Annotated in this window: 16 protein-coding genes; 13 read left to right on the forward strand and 3 right to left on the reverse strand. The window is 46.2% G+C overall.

Features of this window, described 5'->3' with window-relative positions; all coding sequences use genetic code 11:
- Window positions 1–423 precede the first annotated feature (423 nt).
- Together Pelsub_RS16020 and Pelsub_RS04145 are read left to right on the forward strand one after the other, a co-directional pair.
- The gene (locus tag Pelsub_RS16020; protein WP_116225789.1) at window positions 424–1,752 is read left to right on the forward strand and encodes a zinc-ribbon domain-containing protein; all 1,329 of its coding nucleotides are present in this window, start codon (window positions 424–426) and stop codon (window positions 1,750–1,752) included.
- 285 nt (window positions 1,753–2,037) lie between these two features.
- Window positions 2,038–3,111, forward strand: coding sequence for a DUF4037 domain-containing protein (locus Pelsub_RS04145; RefSeq protein ID WP_116225788.1), 1,074 nt, complete (start codon window positions 2,038–2,040; stop codon window positions 3,109–3,111).
- 247 nt (window positions 3,112–3,358) lie between these two features.
- Here the strand turns inward: Pelsub_RS04145 and Pelsub_RS04150 are convergent, their stop codons facing one another.
- Window positions 3,359–4,054 carry a DUF4389 domain-containing protein gene (locus Pelsub_RS04150; protein WP_198418392.1) on the reverse strand — a complete coding sequence of 232 codons (696 nt, stop codon included), beginning with the start codon at window positions 4,052–4,054 and terminating at the stop codon, window positions 3,359–3,361.
- A gap of 348 nt (window positions 4,055–4,402) precedes the next feature.
- Here Pelsub_RS04150 and Pelsub_RS04155 point away from each other — a divergent pair, with 348 nt between their 5' ends.
- Window positions 4,403–4,630, forward strand: coding sequence for a hypothetical protein (locus Pelsub_RS04155; protein WP_116225787.1), 228 nt, complete (start codon window positions 4,403–4,405; stop codon window positions 4,628–4,630).
- A gap of 115 nt (window positions 4,631–4,745) precedes the next feature.
- Here the strand turns inward: Pelsub_RS04155 and Pelsub_RS04160 are convergent, their stop codons facing one another.
- The gene (locus tag Pelsub_RS04160; protein ID WP_116225786.1) at window positions 4,746–5,669 is read right to left on the reverse strand and encodes a LysR family transcriptional regulator; all 924 of its coding nucleotides are present in this window, start codon (window positions 5,667–5,669) and stop codon (window positions 4,746–4,748) included.
- Between the two features lie 250 nt (window positions 5,670–5,919).
- On the opposite strand from Pelsub_RS04160, the gene Pelsub_RS04165 reads away from it, so the two are divergent.
- The 4 genes from Pelsub_RS04165 (at window position 5,920) to tnpA (ending at window position 10,199) form a co-directional block, all read left to right on the forward strand.
- Window positions 5,920–7,305, forward strand: coding sequence for a PTS transporter subunit EIIC (locus Pelsub_RS04165; RefSeq protein WP_116225785.1), 1,386 nt, complete (start codon window positions 5,920–5,922; stop codon window positions 7,303–7,305).
- 14 nt (window positions 7,306–7,319) lie between these two features.
- Window positions 7,320–7,814 carry a PTS sugar transporter subunit IIA gene (locus tag Pelsub_RS04170; RefSeq protein ID WP_116225784.1) on the forward strand — a complete coding sequence of 165 codons (495 nt, stop codon included), beginning with the start codon at window positions 7,320–7,322 and terminating at the stop codon, window positions 7,812–7,814.
- A gap of 263 nt (window positions 7,815–8,077) precedes the next feature.
- The gene (locus tag Pelsub_RS04175) at window positions 8,078–9,553 is read left to right on the forward strand and encodes a glycoside hydrolase family 1 protein (protein WP_116225783.1); all 1,476 of its coding nucleotides are present in this window, start codon (window positions 8,078–8,080) and stop codon (window positions 9,551–9,553) included.
- A 190-nt stretch (window positions 9,554–9,743) separates the two neighbouring features.
- A complete protein-coding gene (gene tnpA / locus Pelsub_RS04180) occupies window positions 9,744–10,199 on the forward strand; it encodes an IS200/IS605 family transposase (protein ID WP_126440372.1) in 456 nt (151 codons plus the stop codon).
- A gap of 164 nt (window positions 10,200–10,363) precedes the next feature.
- Here the strand turns inward: tnpA and Pelsub_RS04185 are convergent, their stop codons facing one another.
- Window positions 10,364–11,122: a GntR family transcriptional regulator gene (locus Pelsub_RS04185; RefSeq protein ID WP_116224969.1), complete on the reverse strand. Its 759-nt coding sequence runs from the start codon at window positions 11,120–11,122 to the stop codon at window positions 10,364–10,366.
- 180 nt (window positions 11,123–11,302) lie between these two features.
- Here Pelsub_RS04185 and Pelsub_RS04190 point away from each other — a divergent pair, with 180 nt between their 5' ends.
- The 6 genes from Pelsub_RS04190 to Pelsub_RS04215 all read left to right on the forward strand — a co-directional run bounded on the left by Pelsub_RS04190 (window position 11,303) and on the right by Pelsub_RS04215 (window position 17,944).
- Window positions 11,303–12,244, forward strand: coding sequence for a carbohydrate kinase family protein (locus Pelsub_RS04190; RefSeq protein WP_116224968.1), 942 nt, complete (start codon window positions 11,303–11,305; stop codon window positions 12,242–12,244).
- A gap of 24 nt (window positions 12,245–12,268) precedes the next feature.
- The gene (locus tag Pelsub_RS04195; RefSeq protein ID WP_116224967.1) at window positions 12,269–13,117 is read left to right on the forward strand and encodes a class II fructose-bisphosphate aldolase; all 849 of its coding nucleotides are present in this window, start codon (window positions 12,269–12,271) and stop codon (window positions 13,115–13,117) included.
- 153 nt (window positions 13,118–13,270) lie between these two features.
- Window positions 13,271–14,389 (forward strand): galactose ABC transporter substrate-binding protein, encoded by a 1,119-nt coding sequence (locus Pelsub_RS04200; RefSeq protein WP_116224966.1) that lies wholly within the window; start codon window positions 13,271–13,273, stop codon window positions 14,387–14,389.
- A gap of 99 nt (window positions 14,390–14,488) precedes the next feature.
- Window positions 14,489–16,012, forward strand: coding sequence for a sugar ABC transporter ATP-binding protein (locus tag Pelsub_RS04205; RefSeq protein WP_116224965.1), 1,524 nt, complete (start codon window positions 14,489–14,491; stop codon window positions 16,010–16,012).
- A 12-nt stretch (window positions 16,013–16,024) separates the two neighbouring features.
- Window positions 16,025–17,035, forward strand: coding sequence for a galactose/methyl galactoside ABC transporter permease MglC (locus Pelsub_RS04210; protein WP_116224964.1), 1,011 nt, complete (start codon window positions 16,025–16,027; stop codon window positions 17,033–17,035).
- A 15-nt stretch (window positions 17,036–17,050) separates the two neighbouring features.
- Window positions 17,051–17,944 (forward strand): aldo/keto reductase, encoded by an 894-nt coding sequence (locus tag Pelsub_RS04215; protein WP_116224963.1) that lies wholly within the window; start codon window positions 17,051–17,053, stop codon window positions 17,942–17,944.
- Window positions 17,945–17,970: the final 26 nt, after the last annotated feature.

The raw sequence follows: 17,970 nt of genomic DNA on the forward strand, positions 1-17,970 counted from the left end.
TGCCGGAGTCATTCGGCAGGCTTTTTTCGAAACAAGGCCTTGTCAATAATTTTCCTTAGCATTATTCGCCTTGCACTAAAGAAAAAACCTAAATGCTCAGAATATCGATTTCAACCAACCTTCTATCCATGCTGTTTGCCATCGGCCTGGCAGTGACTTCCTCACCACTTCAAATCTCGTCCGGGACAATCCCGACTCTCCCCGGATCAACAGCATTTTCAACTTCGACAACTTTTCCTCTCTCTAAATCCGCGTTTCACAATTAATAAGTACTCTCCCATGTGCAGAATTTATGTAAGGTTGGCCAGAATAAATATAGGGACTCTTCCTTATCAAAGATTGTTGACACTAAAAATGTATAATATATACTCAATGTAAGAATAATCTTTAAGCATAGGTGAATATCCAAAAGGAGAAAGAATAATGAATTGTCCAGACTGTGGTTGCGAGAACCCGGAGGACGCGCGATATTGTGTTAAATGCGGAAAGGATTTGGCACCTCAAAATATATGTCGGCAGTGCGGCCATGAACTTGTGGAAGGGGCGGAATTTTGCCCATCCTGCGGTCAGCCTGTGCAGGCCAAGGGTAAAGATAATCCCGTAAAGGCAAGAAAACAAAAGAAGAATCGGGAAGCGAAAATAGGGGCTATGCAGCGTTTGCAGACAAAATATCATTTGCCAATCAACCCGATTTGGATCATTGTCCTACTACCCTTAATCTTATTGACAATCAGTATTTATTTTCTGGGTTTCCATGTTCCCAAAGTCTGCCGCCCGCTGATCCGGACGATTGAGGAAAATGGTTATAGCTTTGGATGCGATGATGAGCTATGTGGTGTAAAGCTGCAAGATGTGTCCTCGATTTCGAGTTTTCGCTTGGAATATCGATGGGATGGCGGCGATGCGGAATTGGCTGATTGTGAAATGGACCCGGATTCCCCGGACGCGCTAATCTGTACTTTCCCAATAAGCAGCTCGGAAGGCGGAGTGATGATCAGCGCGGGAGATGCGGATTGTGAAAGTACGCCAGTAGTTTACCTGGATGCAGAGCGAATAGCTGGATTACAAGAAAATTCGCAACAAAAAAGGGATGTATCATGCGCCGCGTTTTCAAAAGATGTAGAAGGTTTGGTTCAACAAGCACAGTGGTCTTATGAATATGATCCCTTATATTTTAAGGTTCGCCTGGATGGTTTGACGCAATATGAAACGCTAGCCGCGCGTTATCAGTGGGGAGATAGTACAGACGGCAAGATAAGCTGCATTGTAGAGCCGAATAATCAATATTTTTGTGATATCCCTGCTGAAGAACCTATAACCGATCTGGATGTCTGGTTGGAAAGCGGCGGTTGTGAGGAACACCTTCAAAAATTTGGCGCAACAGAGATTGACTGGCAGAATTTTGAAACCTGTTCACCGGATTATCTCGAAGCAATGCAGCCCGTGGATGGCAATTTCTATTATGCCTGTGCTACTGACTATTGTTACGCCTGGGTTCCGAATATCAGCGCGTTTACAAACGCAGTGATCGCATATCGTTTTGATGGCGAAGAGGAATTGATCTACGCATCTGATTGTGAGTGGGGAAATTCGCAAGAAGGTGTAATGGAGCTTTCCTGCTCGATTCTTTTTGACGAAGTACCAGAAGGAGTAACCCTATACGTGGATAATGACGGCTGCCTGGTCAATTTGGGTTACCTTAACAAAGGACAGATAGAAACCAGTCAGGAGTCTTTTTCTCAGGCTGAGTAAAAGAGATGAATCGCAGAAATCAGGTAAGAGTTTGAATAAGTGCACTTGGGTTTGATTATTCTGACGCGCTCAAGGAGGTGGTGATCACTTTCCGGGTAGACGTGCCTGACAAACATAATACCATGCGCAGCCAATCCACAGCGATGTGGATTCGAACGGCGATGAGATATAAAGCCTGCCGGAGTCATCCGACAGGCTTTCTTACGCTGACTTGACTTCAGGGTCAAAATCCGCTGGCTGATGCCTTGTGCATGAACCGCAGGTTTCGAATAAAATAGGATCATTATGGAAAAGTTTATCAAGGGACTCGAACTCAGCCGGCTTTTTTACCTCGAAGCAGTGCAACCGATTATCAATAAAAAATTCCCCCAGCTAACCTATTCCGCGGCGTTGTTGGGACAAGGATCGGATGTATTGGGTTTTGACACATCCCAATCCATGGATCATGATTGGGGGCCCAGGCTGCTGCTTTTTCTGTCTGAAACGGATTTTTCCCTGTATAAAGCGGAGATTGACAAAGTTCTAAAACATGAATTGCCCATGACTTTCCTGGGTTATCCAACCAATTTTGGCTTGCACGCGGATGGCACCACGGTAATGGCGGAAGCCGAGAATACCCTTGTCAATCATAGAATCAAGATCCATACGGTTAAAACCTATTTCAAGTCAATATTAAATTTCGACCCAACCAATGAAATTCAACCCGCTGACTGGGTGGGCATTCCTCAAAATAACCTTCTTATGCTTACCGCGGGTTCTGTTTTCCATGACGGATTAGGAAAAATAGTGCCGCTGCGCAAAAAGCTGGAATATTATCCTTTTGACGTGTGGTTATACATTTTAGCGGCCCAATGGCAGCGAATATCACAGGAGGAGCATTTCATGGGGCGCTGCGGCCAGGTAGCTGATGACCTGGGTTCGCGCATTATAGCGGCACAACTTGTCCGGGACATCATGTGTTTGTGTTTTATGATGGAGCGCAAGTATTATCCATATTCCAAGTGGTTTGGAAGCGCGTTTGCCCAACTTAAATGTTCCGGGCAGGTATTGCCCGTACTCCTGAAAGTAATGAGCGCCGGGTCATGGCAGGAGCGGCAGGATCATTTATGCGCGGCTTATGAATTCATCGCAGCTATGCATAATTCCCTGCGTATCACTGAGCAATTACCTGCCAAGGTATCCCAATTTCATAAAAGACCATTTATGGTTATTCAGGCCGAGGAATTCGCGTGTGTGATCAGGGATCAGATCAAAGACGAACAAGTTCTTGCACTGCCGAAAAATTTAGGCGCCTTCGATCAGTTTATCAATTCTACGGATGCTTTGAATTATCTGGAAAAAATTAAATCAGTGTTCTAGGAAATATTGAACCGCGTTTTTATTATGGCAAATATATGCAGGCAGGCCCCGCCTTCTACATCGGAATGTCCGGCTGGATTACGAGGATTGGAAGGGGCGCTTTTACCCGGCTGATCTGCCCGGGTCACACTGGTTTGCGTATTACCGCCAGCAGTTCAATATTGATCTCTTAAAAAAAAGAGAGTCGCTTCGACAAGCTCAGCGAACTCTCTTTTTTATGGTAATTCTATGTTGATTTAGGATGAGCCTAGTCCAAACTGAAGGGCGGATACTCGTCCGTCACCAGCAGGGTGGCGTAGGCGTTTACACGCAAGCCCCAGCGCATCACACCCACCACGTAGTTGAACAGGCTTTCGGGGTAGCGGCCGGTGAACAGGATGGCGAACCAGGCAATGATCACCGCGAATACCGCTCCCACGACCAGGACGGCCAGGAAGAGGTAATGCGGGATGGCCAGGAACCATTTGACCAGGGGCATGCCGCGCTTGAGGTCTTTCTCCACATCCGGATAATCGATCTCCAGGTGCACGGCTTGTTCGTCAACGGTGGAAGGATACTGGTCGGTCAACAGCAGGGCATAGGCGCCCACGCGATTGCTGAAGCGCACCAGCTCGCGCTGGAAATCGAACCACCAACGCGGGTAGCGCTGGACGAACAGGATCATGAGGGCCACCGCCACCGGGATGCCAACCAACAGGCCACCGGCCGTGTCGCGGGTGGTCTCGACGATGTGCCCGGCCTGGTTCAACACAACCGTGTTGGTGACCTTCTGGCCTGAGTTGGTCAATAAACCAAGGATGATGCCGATCGGGATGATCGTGAATAAGCGGAAGAAGGTGGTCAGGCGATTCAGTTGTTCCGGATAATCAATATCCAGACGGGCTGCATACCCGGCTTTTTCGGCAGGTGCGGCAGCTTTTTCCATATCTTTTTGTGCGTTCATTTTTCTCTCCAAATTCTGGTATATGATGAATGATCTTTATCAGTGCAACATCATTGTATGCATTTACTATACGGTCAGAGCGGAATTTGGTTTCTTATTGCGAGCGAATAATCTTTACAAAGACGCGATTTTAAAAAAACCGGCCAGCAGATGAAAGGTTCGTCAGCCAAGCCGGCAAGGTATGCGTGATATTGTAATTGGGCTACTTACTCGGCAAGCGCCCTGGTCAAGCTGGAGGGCATCCCGTCCATCTGCTTCAGCGACGGCGAACTGCCCAACGGGACGGATTCCTGCGACGTGAGGATTAGCGCGCTGTCCCCCTCCACTGACATGGATGTGGACGGCTAGATGAACACCATCCCGGCCGGGACCATCGTCACCGATGAAGGCTATACCAATACCATGGATGCCGAAGATACACTGGGAACCATTTTCGACCCGCCCTCCGGCAGGAAAACCTTCAACCCCGTCGGCCTGCCGCAGTTGGAATGGAAGCTGGTGCGGATCAATAACACCAACTCCAGCGCCGTGGACGCGCAGATCAGCGACGCGATCCCGGACGGCACCACCTATTAATTTTCAGTGGACTGTTGACAATTAATTTGCTAAAGTGAATAACCTTATCTGATTGTGAGGTTTTACCTTTCATGCCTCAGGGTGAAGCGAACATTCCCTGCCCATTGGGAATTATTCACCTGGTCAGGGAATTATTATCTTCTCTTTGTGAGATTGTGCACTCGATGAAATGCCTGGCAGCATCCGACAAATGCGCGTTTTTAAGATGGCACAAGTAAATTTGTATAGAAACAGTTGGCGTTACATCTACAACAACAATATTTGGATTGGTTAAATAATCCGCGAGATGTTTTAATACCAGGGCTGTTCCCATTCCCTCTTGAACCAACTCGATGAGATCTTCGGGTTTCGGATCTGTGAAAACAATGTTCGGCTCAAATCCGCTATCCTGGCAGGATTTGATACATAGCCTATAAATCGAAGAAGATTCCTCGGAAAACAGAAACCGATTATTCGCCAGCGCTTTTAACGGTATGGATTTCTTCTTTGCGTAAGGATGATCCGCTGGGAATACCGCAACTAAAGAATCTTCCAGGTAGGGAATTTTTTCCAGATCGTCATCATCCTTATTATCAAGACGGATAAAAGCCAACTCGCATTGTTTTTGACGTAAAAGTTTCTTTAATAAATGTGTATTGACGGTCTTCCCTTCAAAAACGGAGTGGATTGTTTTGATTGTGGATTGAGGCCGTCTTTTTTGGAAGTTAGCGATGATATCTGTGATATGGTATTGTGCCATGGAGCGTACCGAACCTACTGTCAGTGAATCCCGGTCGGTGGCAAGTTTTGACTGCAATGCGGCTAAATACTGATCTTGAATATCAATGATTTGTTGGGCGTAGGGGAAGAAAATTTTTCCAAATTCGTTGATTTTTACTTTGCGCGAAGTACGGTCAAATAGCGTAACCCCGAGTTCTGTTTCAATTTTCTTGACGTGTTTTGATAAGGTGGATTGGGTTGTGTAAAGAGCATCCGCGGCTTCAGAGAAATTCCCTTTTTCAGCAAGAACCAATAATTCCCTTAGGTAATCCAGCTCCATACTTGTTCATTATATCAGAACGATTCCATTCTGGAATAGAACGTTTCATAACTTGATTTGCTAGTCATCTCCTATCTTTCTATACTAAAAAAATAATCCGTCTGATAAATAACGATTAATTAAGCTGTCAGAAAGCTTTTCGACTAACAAAGTATCAAGGAGGTGCTTTATAAAATGAGATATAAAAAAAGAATTTCGTAAAGATATTAGTGTTAAATAAATTTAATAATATTTTTGAAGGAGGATCGTTATGGCAATCAATGTTGAAGAATTAACTTCGACAATTATTGAAAAAATAGGTGGAATTGAAAATGTCACCTTGGCCGAAATGTGTGTTACCCGGTTAAGGTTCAAGTTGAAAGATAAGAATAAAGCGGATACCGAAGGATTAAAAAAAGTTAATGGTGTCCTGAGCGTTGTCTATGGGGCTGGTTTATATCAGGTAGTCCTTGGCGCAAATGTTTTCCCTGTGTTTGAGAAGATCAAGAGGGACTACAACATCGAGACGTCTGAAGTGGTTGAGGATTCGGAACTCTTAGCTCAACCGGAAAAGAAAAATTTCAATTATTATTTGCAGGCTGTCATTCAATTCTTATCCGCATCCGTAACGCCTTTTGTTACTGTCTTGTACGGCGCCGGTATGCTCAAAGTGGTATTAAGCCTGGCTTCATATTTCTGGCCGGAAGTTGCACAGAACTCCACATACACCCTGTTCAATTATCTTGCAACAACCCCCTTCTATTTCATGCCAATCCTGATCGCTTATGGTACGGCAAAGACCCTGAAGTCCAACCCCGTATTTGCGATTGCAATGGCCGCAGCGTTGCTGTACCCTGATTTTGTAGGATTGGTAGGCGGCGATACTACCGTTACCATGCTGGGGATTCCTGTAATCCTGGTTAAATATGCAAACACTTTCCTGCCGGCTTTGCTTTCAACGATTTTGCTGGCTTATTTGGAAAGGTTTTTCTACAAAGTCGTTCCGGCTGTGCTGCGCACGGTTTTTGCGCCCTTATGCATTCTGGCATTTGCATATCCAATCGTTGTCCTCATTGTTGCACCGCTCGGCACAATAATTGGCGGTTATATCGTGAATATGTTTGTTGGTCTGTATAAGGTGACCGGCGGAATTTCCGTGGGCCTCTTAGCAGCGGTTTGGCCATTCATTGTAATGGGCGGTTTCAATATGCTTTTCGTGGCACCAATGCTTGAACTATTATCAAATCTTAAATATGATAATTTCTTCCGCCCGACCTGGGTTTTACACAATATTGCCGAAGGTGGAGCTTGCATCGGTGTGGCGATTAGAGCGAAGGACAAACAATTGAAGTCGGACGCGATATCGGCTGCAATTGGAGCTATCGTCTCCGGTGTTTCCGAACCCGCTATCTATGGTATCAACCTGCGCTTGAGGAAACCCCTGCTCGCGGTAGTCATCGGCGGTTTTGTCGGCGGCTGCACCGCAGGCTTGTTAGGCGCGAAAGCATATAGCCTGGGTTATTCAAGCATTCTGGCAATTCCCATTTTCTTAGATACCATGCTCGCAATTACAATAGCAATTGGCGTGACATTGGTTGTCTCAATCGCCGCAACCCTTATCATGGGATTCGATGAAGACGCGATTGCTGAAAAGTAGAGATTGAACTGAATATGTTATTTGATCGACTGATTGAAAAGATAAATCCGGAAACCAGCAATGAAATTGTTGCTTTAGCCGACGGTCAATTGATATCGTTGGACAAAGTGAACGACGAAGTTTTCTCAAAGCGAATAATGGGTGACGGCATCGCGATAGCGCTGACTGGAAATATGATCGTCTCACCGGCCGCAGGGACAATTAAGATGATGTTCCCAACAATGCATGCCTTTGGGCTGGTGCTCGATAATGGTATTGAAATTCTGGTACATGTAGGCCTGGACACTGTTGAACTAAAAGGTAAAGGGTTCAGAAGATTTGTCAACGTCAACGCGAAGGTTAAAAAAGGGGACCCGATTATTCAAATTGACCGCGAGTTCATTGAGAAAGAAGGGTACGAGACAACCGCACTGATGATTTTTACAGAATGTAACGGTTATCAAATCACGTTTTCTCAAGAAGGAGCAGTCAAAAAAGGGAAGAGTGTTGTAGCCGTCTTTGCAAAATAGAAGGAATTTCTATTCCAAAGGCAAGGATTTCTCGATGTTCCCTTACAGGAAAGTCATCACTTTGATGACTTGGTAAAAAAGATGTGCAGCCTTTATTTTCGGCTGCACATCTTATAAAAGAGATTCGGAAAAGATTTTTAGTGGCAAGTATTAAACGAGAAAATACCTCTACCGGCAGGGTGCGTGAACTGCCTGGTGCTTGATGTGAATGTCAGCTTGAAATAAAGAAGAGTCAAAATTATTGTTTTTACAAGGAAGAATGAATGAATAATAAAAACTACAACAAGACGAAGACTTTCCCGAAGGGGTTTTTATGGGGAGGTGCTGTCGCAGCAAACCAGCTGGAAGGGGCGTATATGGAGGATGGGAAGAAGCCTTCTGTAGCGGATGTGATGCCGAATGGCGTTTTCGGGGGGCCGCAGTACGATGCAGAATACTATCCTACTCATGATGGAATTGATTTTTACCATCGTTATAAAGGGGATATCCAATTATTTGCCGAGATGGGTTTTAAAGTCTTCAGAACTTCAATTGCCTGGAGCAGAGTGTTTCCCACCGGAGAGGAAGACCAGCCTAATGAAAAAGCGCTGAAATACTATGACGATATGTTCCGAGAGCTCCGGAAAGCGAACATCGAAGTTATGATCACGATTTCGCATTATGAGATGCCTCTGGCTGGGGTTGAGAAATACGGCGGCTGGGACAATCGAAAATGGATCGAGTTGTACCTGAAGTTTTGCGAAGTCATTTTCAAGCGATACAAAGGCATCGTCAAGTATTGGCTGACTTTCAATGAAATCGGAAATAATCTAAATAAACCGATGCAATGGGTCACCGCCGGTATTCGAACAGACCTGGATCATTTGGAACAGCGCTGCTTCCAGGGATCTCACCACCAATTTGTTGCCAGCGCACTGGCGACAAAAATGCTAAAAGAAATTGATCCGGACGCGAAAATCGGGTCGGTGATTGAATATAAAACCATCTATCCTATCACCTGTGATCCGCAGGATTCTTTGGTCGTCCAAAGATTGAAACAACTCAGTTTCTTATTCCCGGATGTACAGGTGAGAGGTGAATATCCCCGCTTTATCTGGGAATACTTCGCGGAAAAAGGCATCACGCTTGAGTATGAAGAAGAGGATTTCGACATCCTCCGGAAGAACACAGTTGATTTCTTGAGCTTTACCTATTATCGTTCCAGAATTGCCTCGAAGGATTATATTGAATCGGTGCAGAAAGATACCAAGGGTACCGATGTGGAGCGGAAAGATAACAAGTTATTCAGGGGCGATAAGAAAATATTAGATTTGGGGAAGACCAATCCTTATCTCGAGGTAACACCTTCCGGGTGGTCAATTGATCCCGACGGATTATATTTGGCACTGGAGGATCTGTACCAGAGATACAACAAACCCTTATTTATTGTCGAGAATGGTTTGGGAATGGTAGATCAGTTGGTTGATGGTACAGTGCAGGATGATTACCGGATTGATTATCTGGCTAAACACATTCTTGCCATGAAGAAAGCGGTGTGCAACGGGGTTGAGTTATTGGGCTATACCACTTGGGCGCCAATCGATTTGATCAGTGAGGGAACCGGCCAGGTATCCAAGCGGTATGGTTTCATCTATGTCGATCGAAATGATATTGGGGAAGGTACGCTGGAGCGGTATAAGAAGAAGAGTTTTTACTGGTATAAGAAAGTAATCGCTTCAAACGGTGAAGATTTAGCGTAGTGATAGAGCGGCCGGTTTTTGTTTGACCGGCCGCTTTCTATTATGACTTTAGTCAGTTGAACGAGCGAAGCGAGAGAAACAGAAAACCACCCGCTATGCGGGTGGAAAATAAGAGGTTAAACCACAAATCACCTAAATAGCTAGAATAGTGGATGTTCAGGCCACAAACATAGCAGAAGAAGGTGATTTGATGGTAAATACAACAAATAGTTTATCGCATACAAAGTGGATGTGTAAATATCATATCGTATTTACACCGAAGTACAGGCGAAAAATAATCTATAACGAGTACAAGGAAAGCATAGGGGAAATACTGAGGCAACTATGCGGATACAAGGGGGTAGAGGTGATCGAAGGGCATTTGATGGTCGATCATGTACATATGTTGGTAAGTATTCCGCCGAAGATAAGTGTGTCGAGTTTCATGGGATACCTGAAGGGGAAAAGTGCATTGATGATCTTCGACAAACACGCGAATTTGAAGTACAAATTTGGGAATCGGCATTTCTGGGCAGAAGGGTACTATGTGAGCACAGTAGGATTGAATGAAGCAACGATCAAGAAATATATCGAAGAGCAAGAGAAGCACGATATAGCGCTGGATAAATTGAGTGTGAGAGAATATGAAAACCCCTTCAAGGGGTAGCAGGTAATACGGAAGTCCCTTTAGGGACAAGCGAAAGAGGCAAAGGCAAAGTGGCTTGAACGAAAGTGAAAGCCAGCGTCTTGAGACGCTGGCCAGTATTAGAGGCTTATAGCCTCAGAACAAACCACCCGTTTGACGGGTGGTTTTGATTTTATTTGCCTTGATTAAACGCTTGGGTTGGACTCAATCTCAAATTTGCTTCTATCTCCACGATAGTGAGAATAAGCAAAGTCAACGATCTTCTTCTGGGCAGTATAAGAGATGGTGTTGAATACCAGAATCGGACAGTCGATTTCAACATCCAGAAGTTTGGCATCTTCGGCAGTTGCTTTTTCCGCGGAAACGATGGTGGTGGTTTTTTGAATACGGGCGAGGGGATTTCCCATTAATGTCTCATAGAGCGATTCTGTACTAAAATCATGGTCAAGTACGAACTCACATAACGAAAAAGGTAAATAGTTTTGAATGGTGACCAACGGTTTACCATCGATAAACCGTCTGCGGAACATCGTTAATACCTTTTCTCCAACTGCCAGGTTCATCGATGCGGCCAGTTTGCTATTCGCGGTGGTTACACTTAAATCGATCACTTCCGTACTGGGCGATTTACCATATTGTTTTGCGAGCTGATGGAATGGCTCAAAGGCATGGACAACTAAAGGCGATTTCGTGGTTCGTATAACAAATGTCCCTTTGCTTTTTCTACGCTCAAACCAACCTTCCTGGACCAGTTCAGTGATGGCGTGCCGGATGGTTGAGCGGCTGACTTGCAGTTCGGCATGCAGCTCATCTTCGGTAGGGATGCGGTCGCCCAGGCAGAGATTTCCTGATTCGATTTCCTTTAGAAAGTAGCTCTTCAGCTGGTAATAAAGCGGTACAGGTATTGTTTTATCTATTTCATTAGAATTAGGAAATTTCGTCATTCTGAACCTTTTCTCTGCAAGTTAGTGTTTTTCTTAATTAGAACAATTTTAGACTATAACCATTTAAATTTCAAAAAACAGTCAAATGTAATATTGACGTTTTGTTAATAATATGAAATAATACGTACATACCATTGTACGTACAAAGTAATAAAAAGTAAATAATAAAGGGTTTTGATAATGAAAGTACTTTGCGTAGGAATGATGGTTTGCGACATCCTGATATCACCGGTGCCGGACGATATCATGGAAAAGGATTGTGCCAAAATTGATTCCCCCGTTATTTCTTCCGGTGGGGACGCATTAAACGTTGCCGTCTCATTATCGAAACTTGGCCTGGATGCTTCAATATCCGGACGAATTGGCGCAGACGCAAACGGCGAATTTCTTTTAGCCGAGTGTGACAAATCCGGGATTGATACCTCAGGCGTTATTAAAGATACCCAATACAACACCGCGGTGACGTATGTGTTGATCGATACGAGCGGGGAACGCCATTTTCTAACAGAAAATGAGATATTTCAAAATTTAAAATTTGAAGATATCGACCAGCAGCAGGTTGCAGAATCCGATTTAGTTTATTTCGGAAGCGCAATGAAAATGGCTGCAATGGATGATGGCGGAACAGCCCGGCTTTTCCAATTGGCTCATGCACTGGGGAAGACAACGGTCATGGATGCGGCTGTCAATTCTGAACTATCCGAAATCGATTGGCTTGCGCGGTTATCCCCTTCGTTACAAGAAACAGATATCTTCTTTCCCAGCTACAGCGAAGCGAAATTGATCAGCCACAAAGAGGAACCAGGCGAAATTGCGGCATGCTTCAAAGATTTCGGCATGCAAATCTTTGGAATAAAACTTGGCCAAAATGGTTGCTACGTAACCGACTTCCAGGTTGAGAAGCTCATCCCAGGGGTAAAAGGATTGCCGGTGTTTGATACGACCGGAGCGGGCGACTCGTTTATGGCGGGCATGATTTGCGCCTTATCCCATGACTTTGATATTTTCGAGAGCACCAGGTTTGCCAATGTGGTAGCAGCAATGAATATTGGCGCGATCGGTGCAACGGCCGGTGTCCCGGATTTTGACACCGCGCAGCAATTTCTCAAGCGTAATCTATAAAAACCAAATTAAAGGAGATACAAATTGAAATTCGCACCGATGAAAGAGATTCTTGAACTTGCAGAAGAAAGGCAAGTTGCATATGGCGCTTTTGTAACCGTATCGTTTGATAGTGCATTGGCAGCCATTGAGGCTGGATCGGAATTAAACGTTCCAGTCATATTTATTACCGGTAATGATTGTGTTGCTTTGATGGGCGGTTTCGAAGGCACCGTAGAAACCGTAAAACGTGCCGCAGCCAATGCGACTGTTCCGATTGCGTTACATCTTGATCATTCAAAATCTTTCGAGGAATGTGCTCAGGCAATAAATGCCGGTTATTCCTCGGTCATGCTGGATGGATCTTCACTGCCGTTCGAAGAGAATATCGCGTTTACGAAAAAGGTTGTCGACCTGGCGCATCCTCTGGGAATTACCGTTGAAGGGGAGCTCGGCAAGTTGGTTGGCGAAGAAGGCGATCTGGTTGTCAAAGGCCCTGAAGCAGCCCAGACTGACCCGGCCGAAGCCAAAGAGTTCGTCGAGCGCACCGGTGTGGATTGCCTGGCGGTCAGCATTGGAACCCAACACGGCCACTATATTGCCGCGCCCAAACTGAACATTGAAAGACTGAAAGCCATTCACGCGGTTGTGGATGTTCCCCTGGTTTTACACGGCGGCTCCGGCACGCCCGCGGAACAGGTTCAAGAGTCCATTCGCAACGGCATCCGCAAGATCAACGTGGCAACGGACGTATTAACCGCCATGATTGACGAATATGTGGCTCAAGCCGGTGCCCCCGGTTTCAAATATAACACCGCGATTTATCCCAAAGTAAAAGATGCAATGAAAGAACTTATTAAAGGCAAGATGAATCAGTTCAGATTTGAAAGCTGATATGTCTTCCTTGTAAAAGAGACCAATTTACGTGTTTCCTAACGTTAGAAAAAAATTTGATAGAAAGGATTAGTGAATGCAAAGATAAGAAAAATAAAGAAGAGATTTGACAAAAATTATTGGAGTAGAGAATAAAGATAGGAGCAAAAAATAATGAAAAAAACAGTAAAAATCCTAGCAATTCTGCTCGTTTTGGCACTTTCCTTATCGTTAGTCGCATGTGCAGCGGAAAGCGAAGCCAGCGAGGTTGCAGCCGACACAACCGAATCAACCGATTCAACTGAAACAACCGAAAGCGCGGACGTCAACGCCACCGTTATCTGGAGAGCTTTCGATGACCAATACCAATCCGGTTTCCGTATCATCATGGACGCTGAGGCCGAAAAGATGGGCGGCATCGTTGTGGACATGCAGGATGGTGAGAACGATGTAACCAAGATGACCAACAAATTAGAGGCAGCACTTTCAAAAGGCACAGATACAGTTGCTATCTGCGCAGTCAATTCAGAAAGCACCCAGTCTCTGATGGAAAAATGCAAGGCCGATGATGTTCCGGTTGTGTTCTTCAATATGATCCCCTCAGAAGAAACCATGAACGGTTACGACAAGATCTGGTACGTTGGCGCGGATCCGAAAGAATCCGGTGTAATGTGCGCCCAGGCTTTGATTAATTATTGGAATGCCAACACCGAAATTGCCGACAAGAACGGCGACGGAATTCTGCAATTGGTTGTCCTGCAGGGTGAAATTGGCAACAATGATGTTATCCTGCGCACCGCTGCCTACGAAGAAACCCTTCAGGCTCAAGGTATCGATTACGAGATCATCGCGATGGACACCGCCAATTGGGACAAAGCACAAGCTTTGGACAAGATGAATGCCTGGATTACCGCTTTTGGTATCGACGGCATCGAAGGTGTGCTGGCGAATAATGACGGCATGGCCATGGGCGCTGTTCAGGCTGCCCTGAACAATGATTACAACACCGGCGATCCCAATAAATTCATGCCCATTGTTGGCATCGATGCGACCGTCGAAGCCCTGGAAGCCATGAAAGCCGGCGCGTTGTTGGGAACAGTCTTGAATGACAGACTGAACCAATCCATTGCCGTCCTCAACATTCTAAAGGCCTCCGTTACCGGTGAAGAAGTTACCGCGGACGTCGTGGGTGTCGAAAGCACAATTGACGGCAAATACGTCTGGATTCCCTATCAGATCGTGGACCAATCCAATCTGGATTCCACTTTGGAAATTATGCTCCAGACCGAGTAAAAGTATTAATATAAAGGTAGATCAAAACATACATACGCCGGTAAACACCGGCGTATGTAAAATATTCAAATGTTGAACAATAATCTTCGAGGTGACCAATTGGAGAATTATCGCCTGAAAGTCGAGCATATGTCCAAAGCATTCCCCGGAGTACAAGCTTTGGACGACGTCCGTCTTTCAATTAAATCGGGGACGGTTCACGCGATCGTCGGCGAGAATGGCGCGGGCAAATCGACGTTGATGAATTGCCTGTTTGGGCTTTATCATCCGGACTCCGGCACGATCGCAATTGATGGAAAAGAGATCCAAATCACCGACACAACCACCGCGTTGGAAAATGGGATCTCCATGATCCATCAGGAGTTGAAACCCATCCCGTTCCTCAACGTGATCGATAATATTTGGATCGGCCGCTTCAGTAAAAAGGGGATCGTGGTCGATGAAAAAGAGATGCGCAGGAAAACAGTCAACCTGTTGGCCGATCTGAATTTTGACATCTCTCCCCAGACATTGGCCAAAGACCTGTCCGTCTCACAGTTGCAGGCGGTCGAGATCGCCAAAGCCATCTCCTATGATGCAAAGATCATCATTATGGATGAAGCCACTTCGTCGCTCACTTTAACCGAAACAGAGCACTTATTTACTTTAATTCGACGATTGAAGAATGAAGGCAGAACCATTCTATATATTTCCCATCGCTTGGAAGAGATCTTTGAAATTGCTGACGAAGTTACTGTCATGCGGGATGGAAAATATATCGGCACGTGGGCTATCGGGGATGTCACCATCGATCAACTGATCAATTACATGGTCGGCCGCGACTTGAAGAAAAGATTCCCTGAGAAGAACTACGAAACCAGTGACGAGATCATTTTAAAAGTAAGCGATTTTACGAGCGCGGACCAGAAATCATTCAGAGACATCAATTTCGAAGTACACAAAGGAGAGATCTTTGGCATTGGGGGGCTGGTGGGGTCAAAGCGAACTGAATTGATCGAGTCGATTTTTGGATTACGGGAAATTGCCTCGGGCAACCTGGAAATCAACGGCAGGCAGGTCAAGAATGAAACTCCCCAGGAAGCCATTAAGAATGGGTTTGCTCTACTGACTGAAGAACGGCGTGCCTCGGGGATCATTCCCATGTTGACGGTCGAAGAAAATGTCCTGGTAGTTTCCAACAAAAAATACGCCAGCGGTATGCTGGGTTATATCCGCAAATCCGTTACCGAAAGAGTCGCGAAGGACACCTGCACGAAGCTGGATGTCAGGACAGCGAGCATTAAAACATTGATCCGCAACCTATCCGGCGGCAACCAGCAGAAAGTGCTGGTGGGCAGGTGGCTTTTGGCACAACCCAACGTGCTGATCCTGGATGAACCAACTCGCGGTGTGGACGTCGGCGCGAAATTCGAAATTTATAAAATCATGCGTGAACTGGCAAAAGCCGGCAACGCCATTATCATGGTGACCTCAGAAATGCCGGAACTACTGGGTATGTCCGATCGGCTGGCGATTATGTGTGAAGGCAGACTGGCCGGCATGTTGGACCACGATTGCGCGACCCAGGTCGGCGTTTTGAAGCTGGCGACCAAATTCATTCAGAAATCCAATAAATCGATATAAAGGTGAGAAGAAATGAACGGTAAACCCACGAAAAAAACTTCCATCAAAGATTTCATTTTTGATAAAGCATTGATCCTTGTTCTCATTGCGATGATTGCAAGTATTGTTATTATTGAACCTGCTTTTTTGCAGTGGCGTGTCATCAAAGATATCCTGACCCAGTCATCCATCAAACTCATTGTAGCCATCGGCCTGCTTTTCACCCTGCTGCTGGGTGGAACCGACCTTTCCGGCGGACGCCAGGTGGGGTTGGCGGCTGTGATCGTGGCTTCCATGAGCCAGACGGCTACTTACGCCGGACGCTTTTATCCCAACCTTCCGCAAATTCCGATCATCATTCCCGTCGTGATCGCGATTGCCGTAGTGGCCGTGATCGGTTATGCTAATGGCCTGATGGTGGCGAAGTTGAAGATGGCGCCGTTCATCGCCACTTTTGGCATGATGACCATCGTGTATGGGATCAACAGCTTGTACATTTCACAGGAGCCGAATCGCGGCCAGCCAATTGGCGGTATCCGCGAAGGATTGACCTTTCTGAGCAGCACCAAGGTTCTCGGTGAGATCAGTCTGCTGGTATTCATTGCCATCGCGGTGACGTTCGTGGCCTGGTTCGTGCTCAACAAGACCGTGTTCGGCAAGAACATCTACGCGGTAGGCGGGAATCCGGACGCCGCCAAAGTATCGGGTGTGGATGTGAACAAGATCATTATCAGCGCCTTCGTCATCGAGAGTATCCTGGTGGGTTTTGCCGGTATTTTGGAAGTGGCGCGCACGGGCGGCGCGAACAGCGCCTACGGCTTTTCATATGAATTTGACGCCATTTCCGCTTGCGTGGTGGGCGGCGTCTCCCTCAGCGGCGGCATCGGAAAGATCTCGGGTGTGGTGATCGGCGTGATCATCTTCACCATCATCAGCTACGGTCTGGCCTTTATCGGCGTCAACCCGAACTGGCAGTTGATCATCAAAGGCCTCATCATCTGCAGCGCCGTGGCGCTGGATATGAAGAAGCACGCATACGCGTAAAGGAAGCATTATTAAATGAAGACAATCAAACTAAGCGAGAAGTTATCCATATCAGCGGTAGCGCAGGGCTATTGGCGCCTGGACGGCTGGGATTTTTCAACAGACCAACTGATCGAGCACATGCATGCCTGCGTTGAACGCGGCGTGACCACGCTGGATACCGCAGAGATTTACGCGGATACGTTGTGCGAGACCCTGATGGGGGATGCTTTCCGCAAAGACAAAGGGCTGCGCGGGCAGGTGCAGTTGGTTACCAAAACCGGTATTTTCCGCGCTAACGTCAACAGTGAGAATTTCACTTATTACGACACCACTTATGAGCGGGTGATGAAATCCTGCAAGGAAAGCCTGAAGCGGCTGGGAACGGATTATGTGGATTTGTACCTGATCCACCGCGAAGATCCCTGCATCGATTTCGCTGATACCGCGCGCGCTTTGAAGCAAATAAAAAAAGAAGGCCTGGCATTGGAAGTGGGTGTGTCCAACTTTGACCCCTTTAAATTTGATGCCCTCAACCGGGAAATGGGCGGGGAACTGGTGACCAATCAGATCGAGTGGAATCCGGTGTGTTTTGAGCATTTCAACTCCGGCATGATCGATTTCCTTACACAGAAGAAAATCCACCCGATGATCTGGTCACCACTGGCCGGCGGACGCCTTTTCTCCCAGGGTGACGCGTTGAGTGAGAAAGCCATGGCGAAGATCACGGAGATCGCGCAGCGTTATGGTGTAGAACCAACCACTATTATTTACGCATGGATCATGTACCACCCGGTGGGCGCTGTGCCTATCGTCGGTTCAAAAAACCTGAATCGCCTGGATGCCGCCATCAAGGCAGAAGATGTTCATTTGAAACATTTTGAGTGGTACGAAATCTACACGGCCAGCGGGCAGCAGGCTTTGAGATAACTTTCTATTTCCGCACTTTACGGTGC

It is taken from the genome of Pelolinea submarina, from assembly GCF_003966975.1.
Classification (GTDB): Bacteria; Chloroflexota; Anaerolineae; order Anaerolineales; family Anaerolineaceae; genus Pelolinea; species Pelolinea submarina.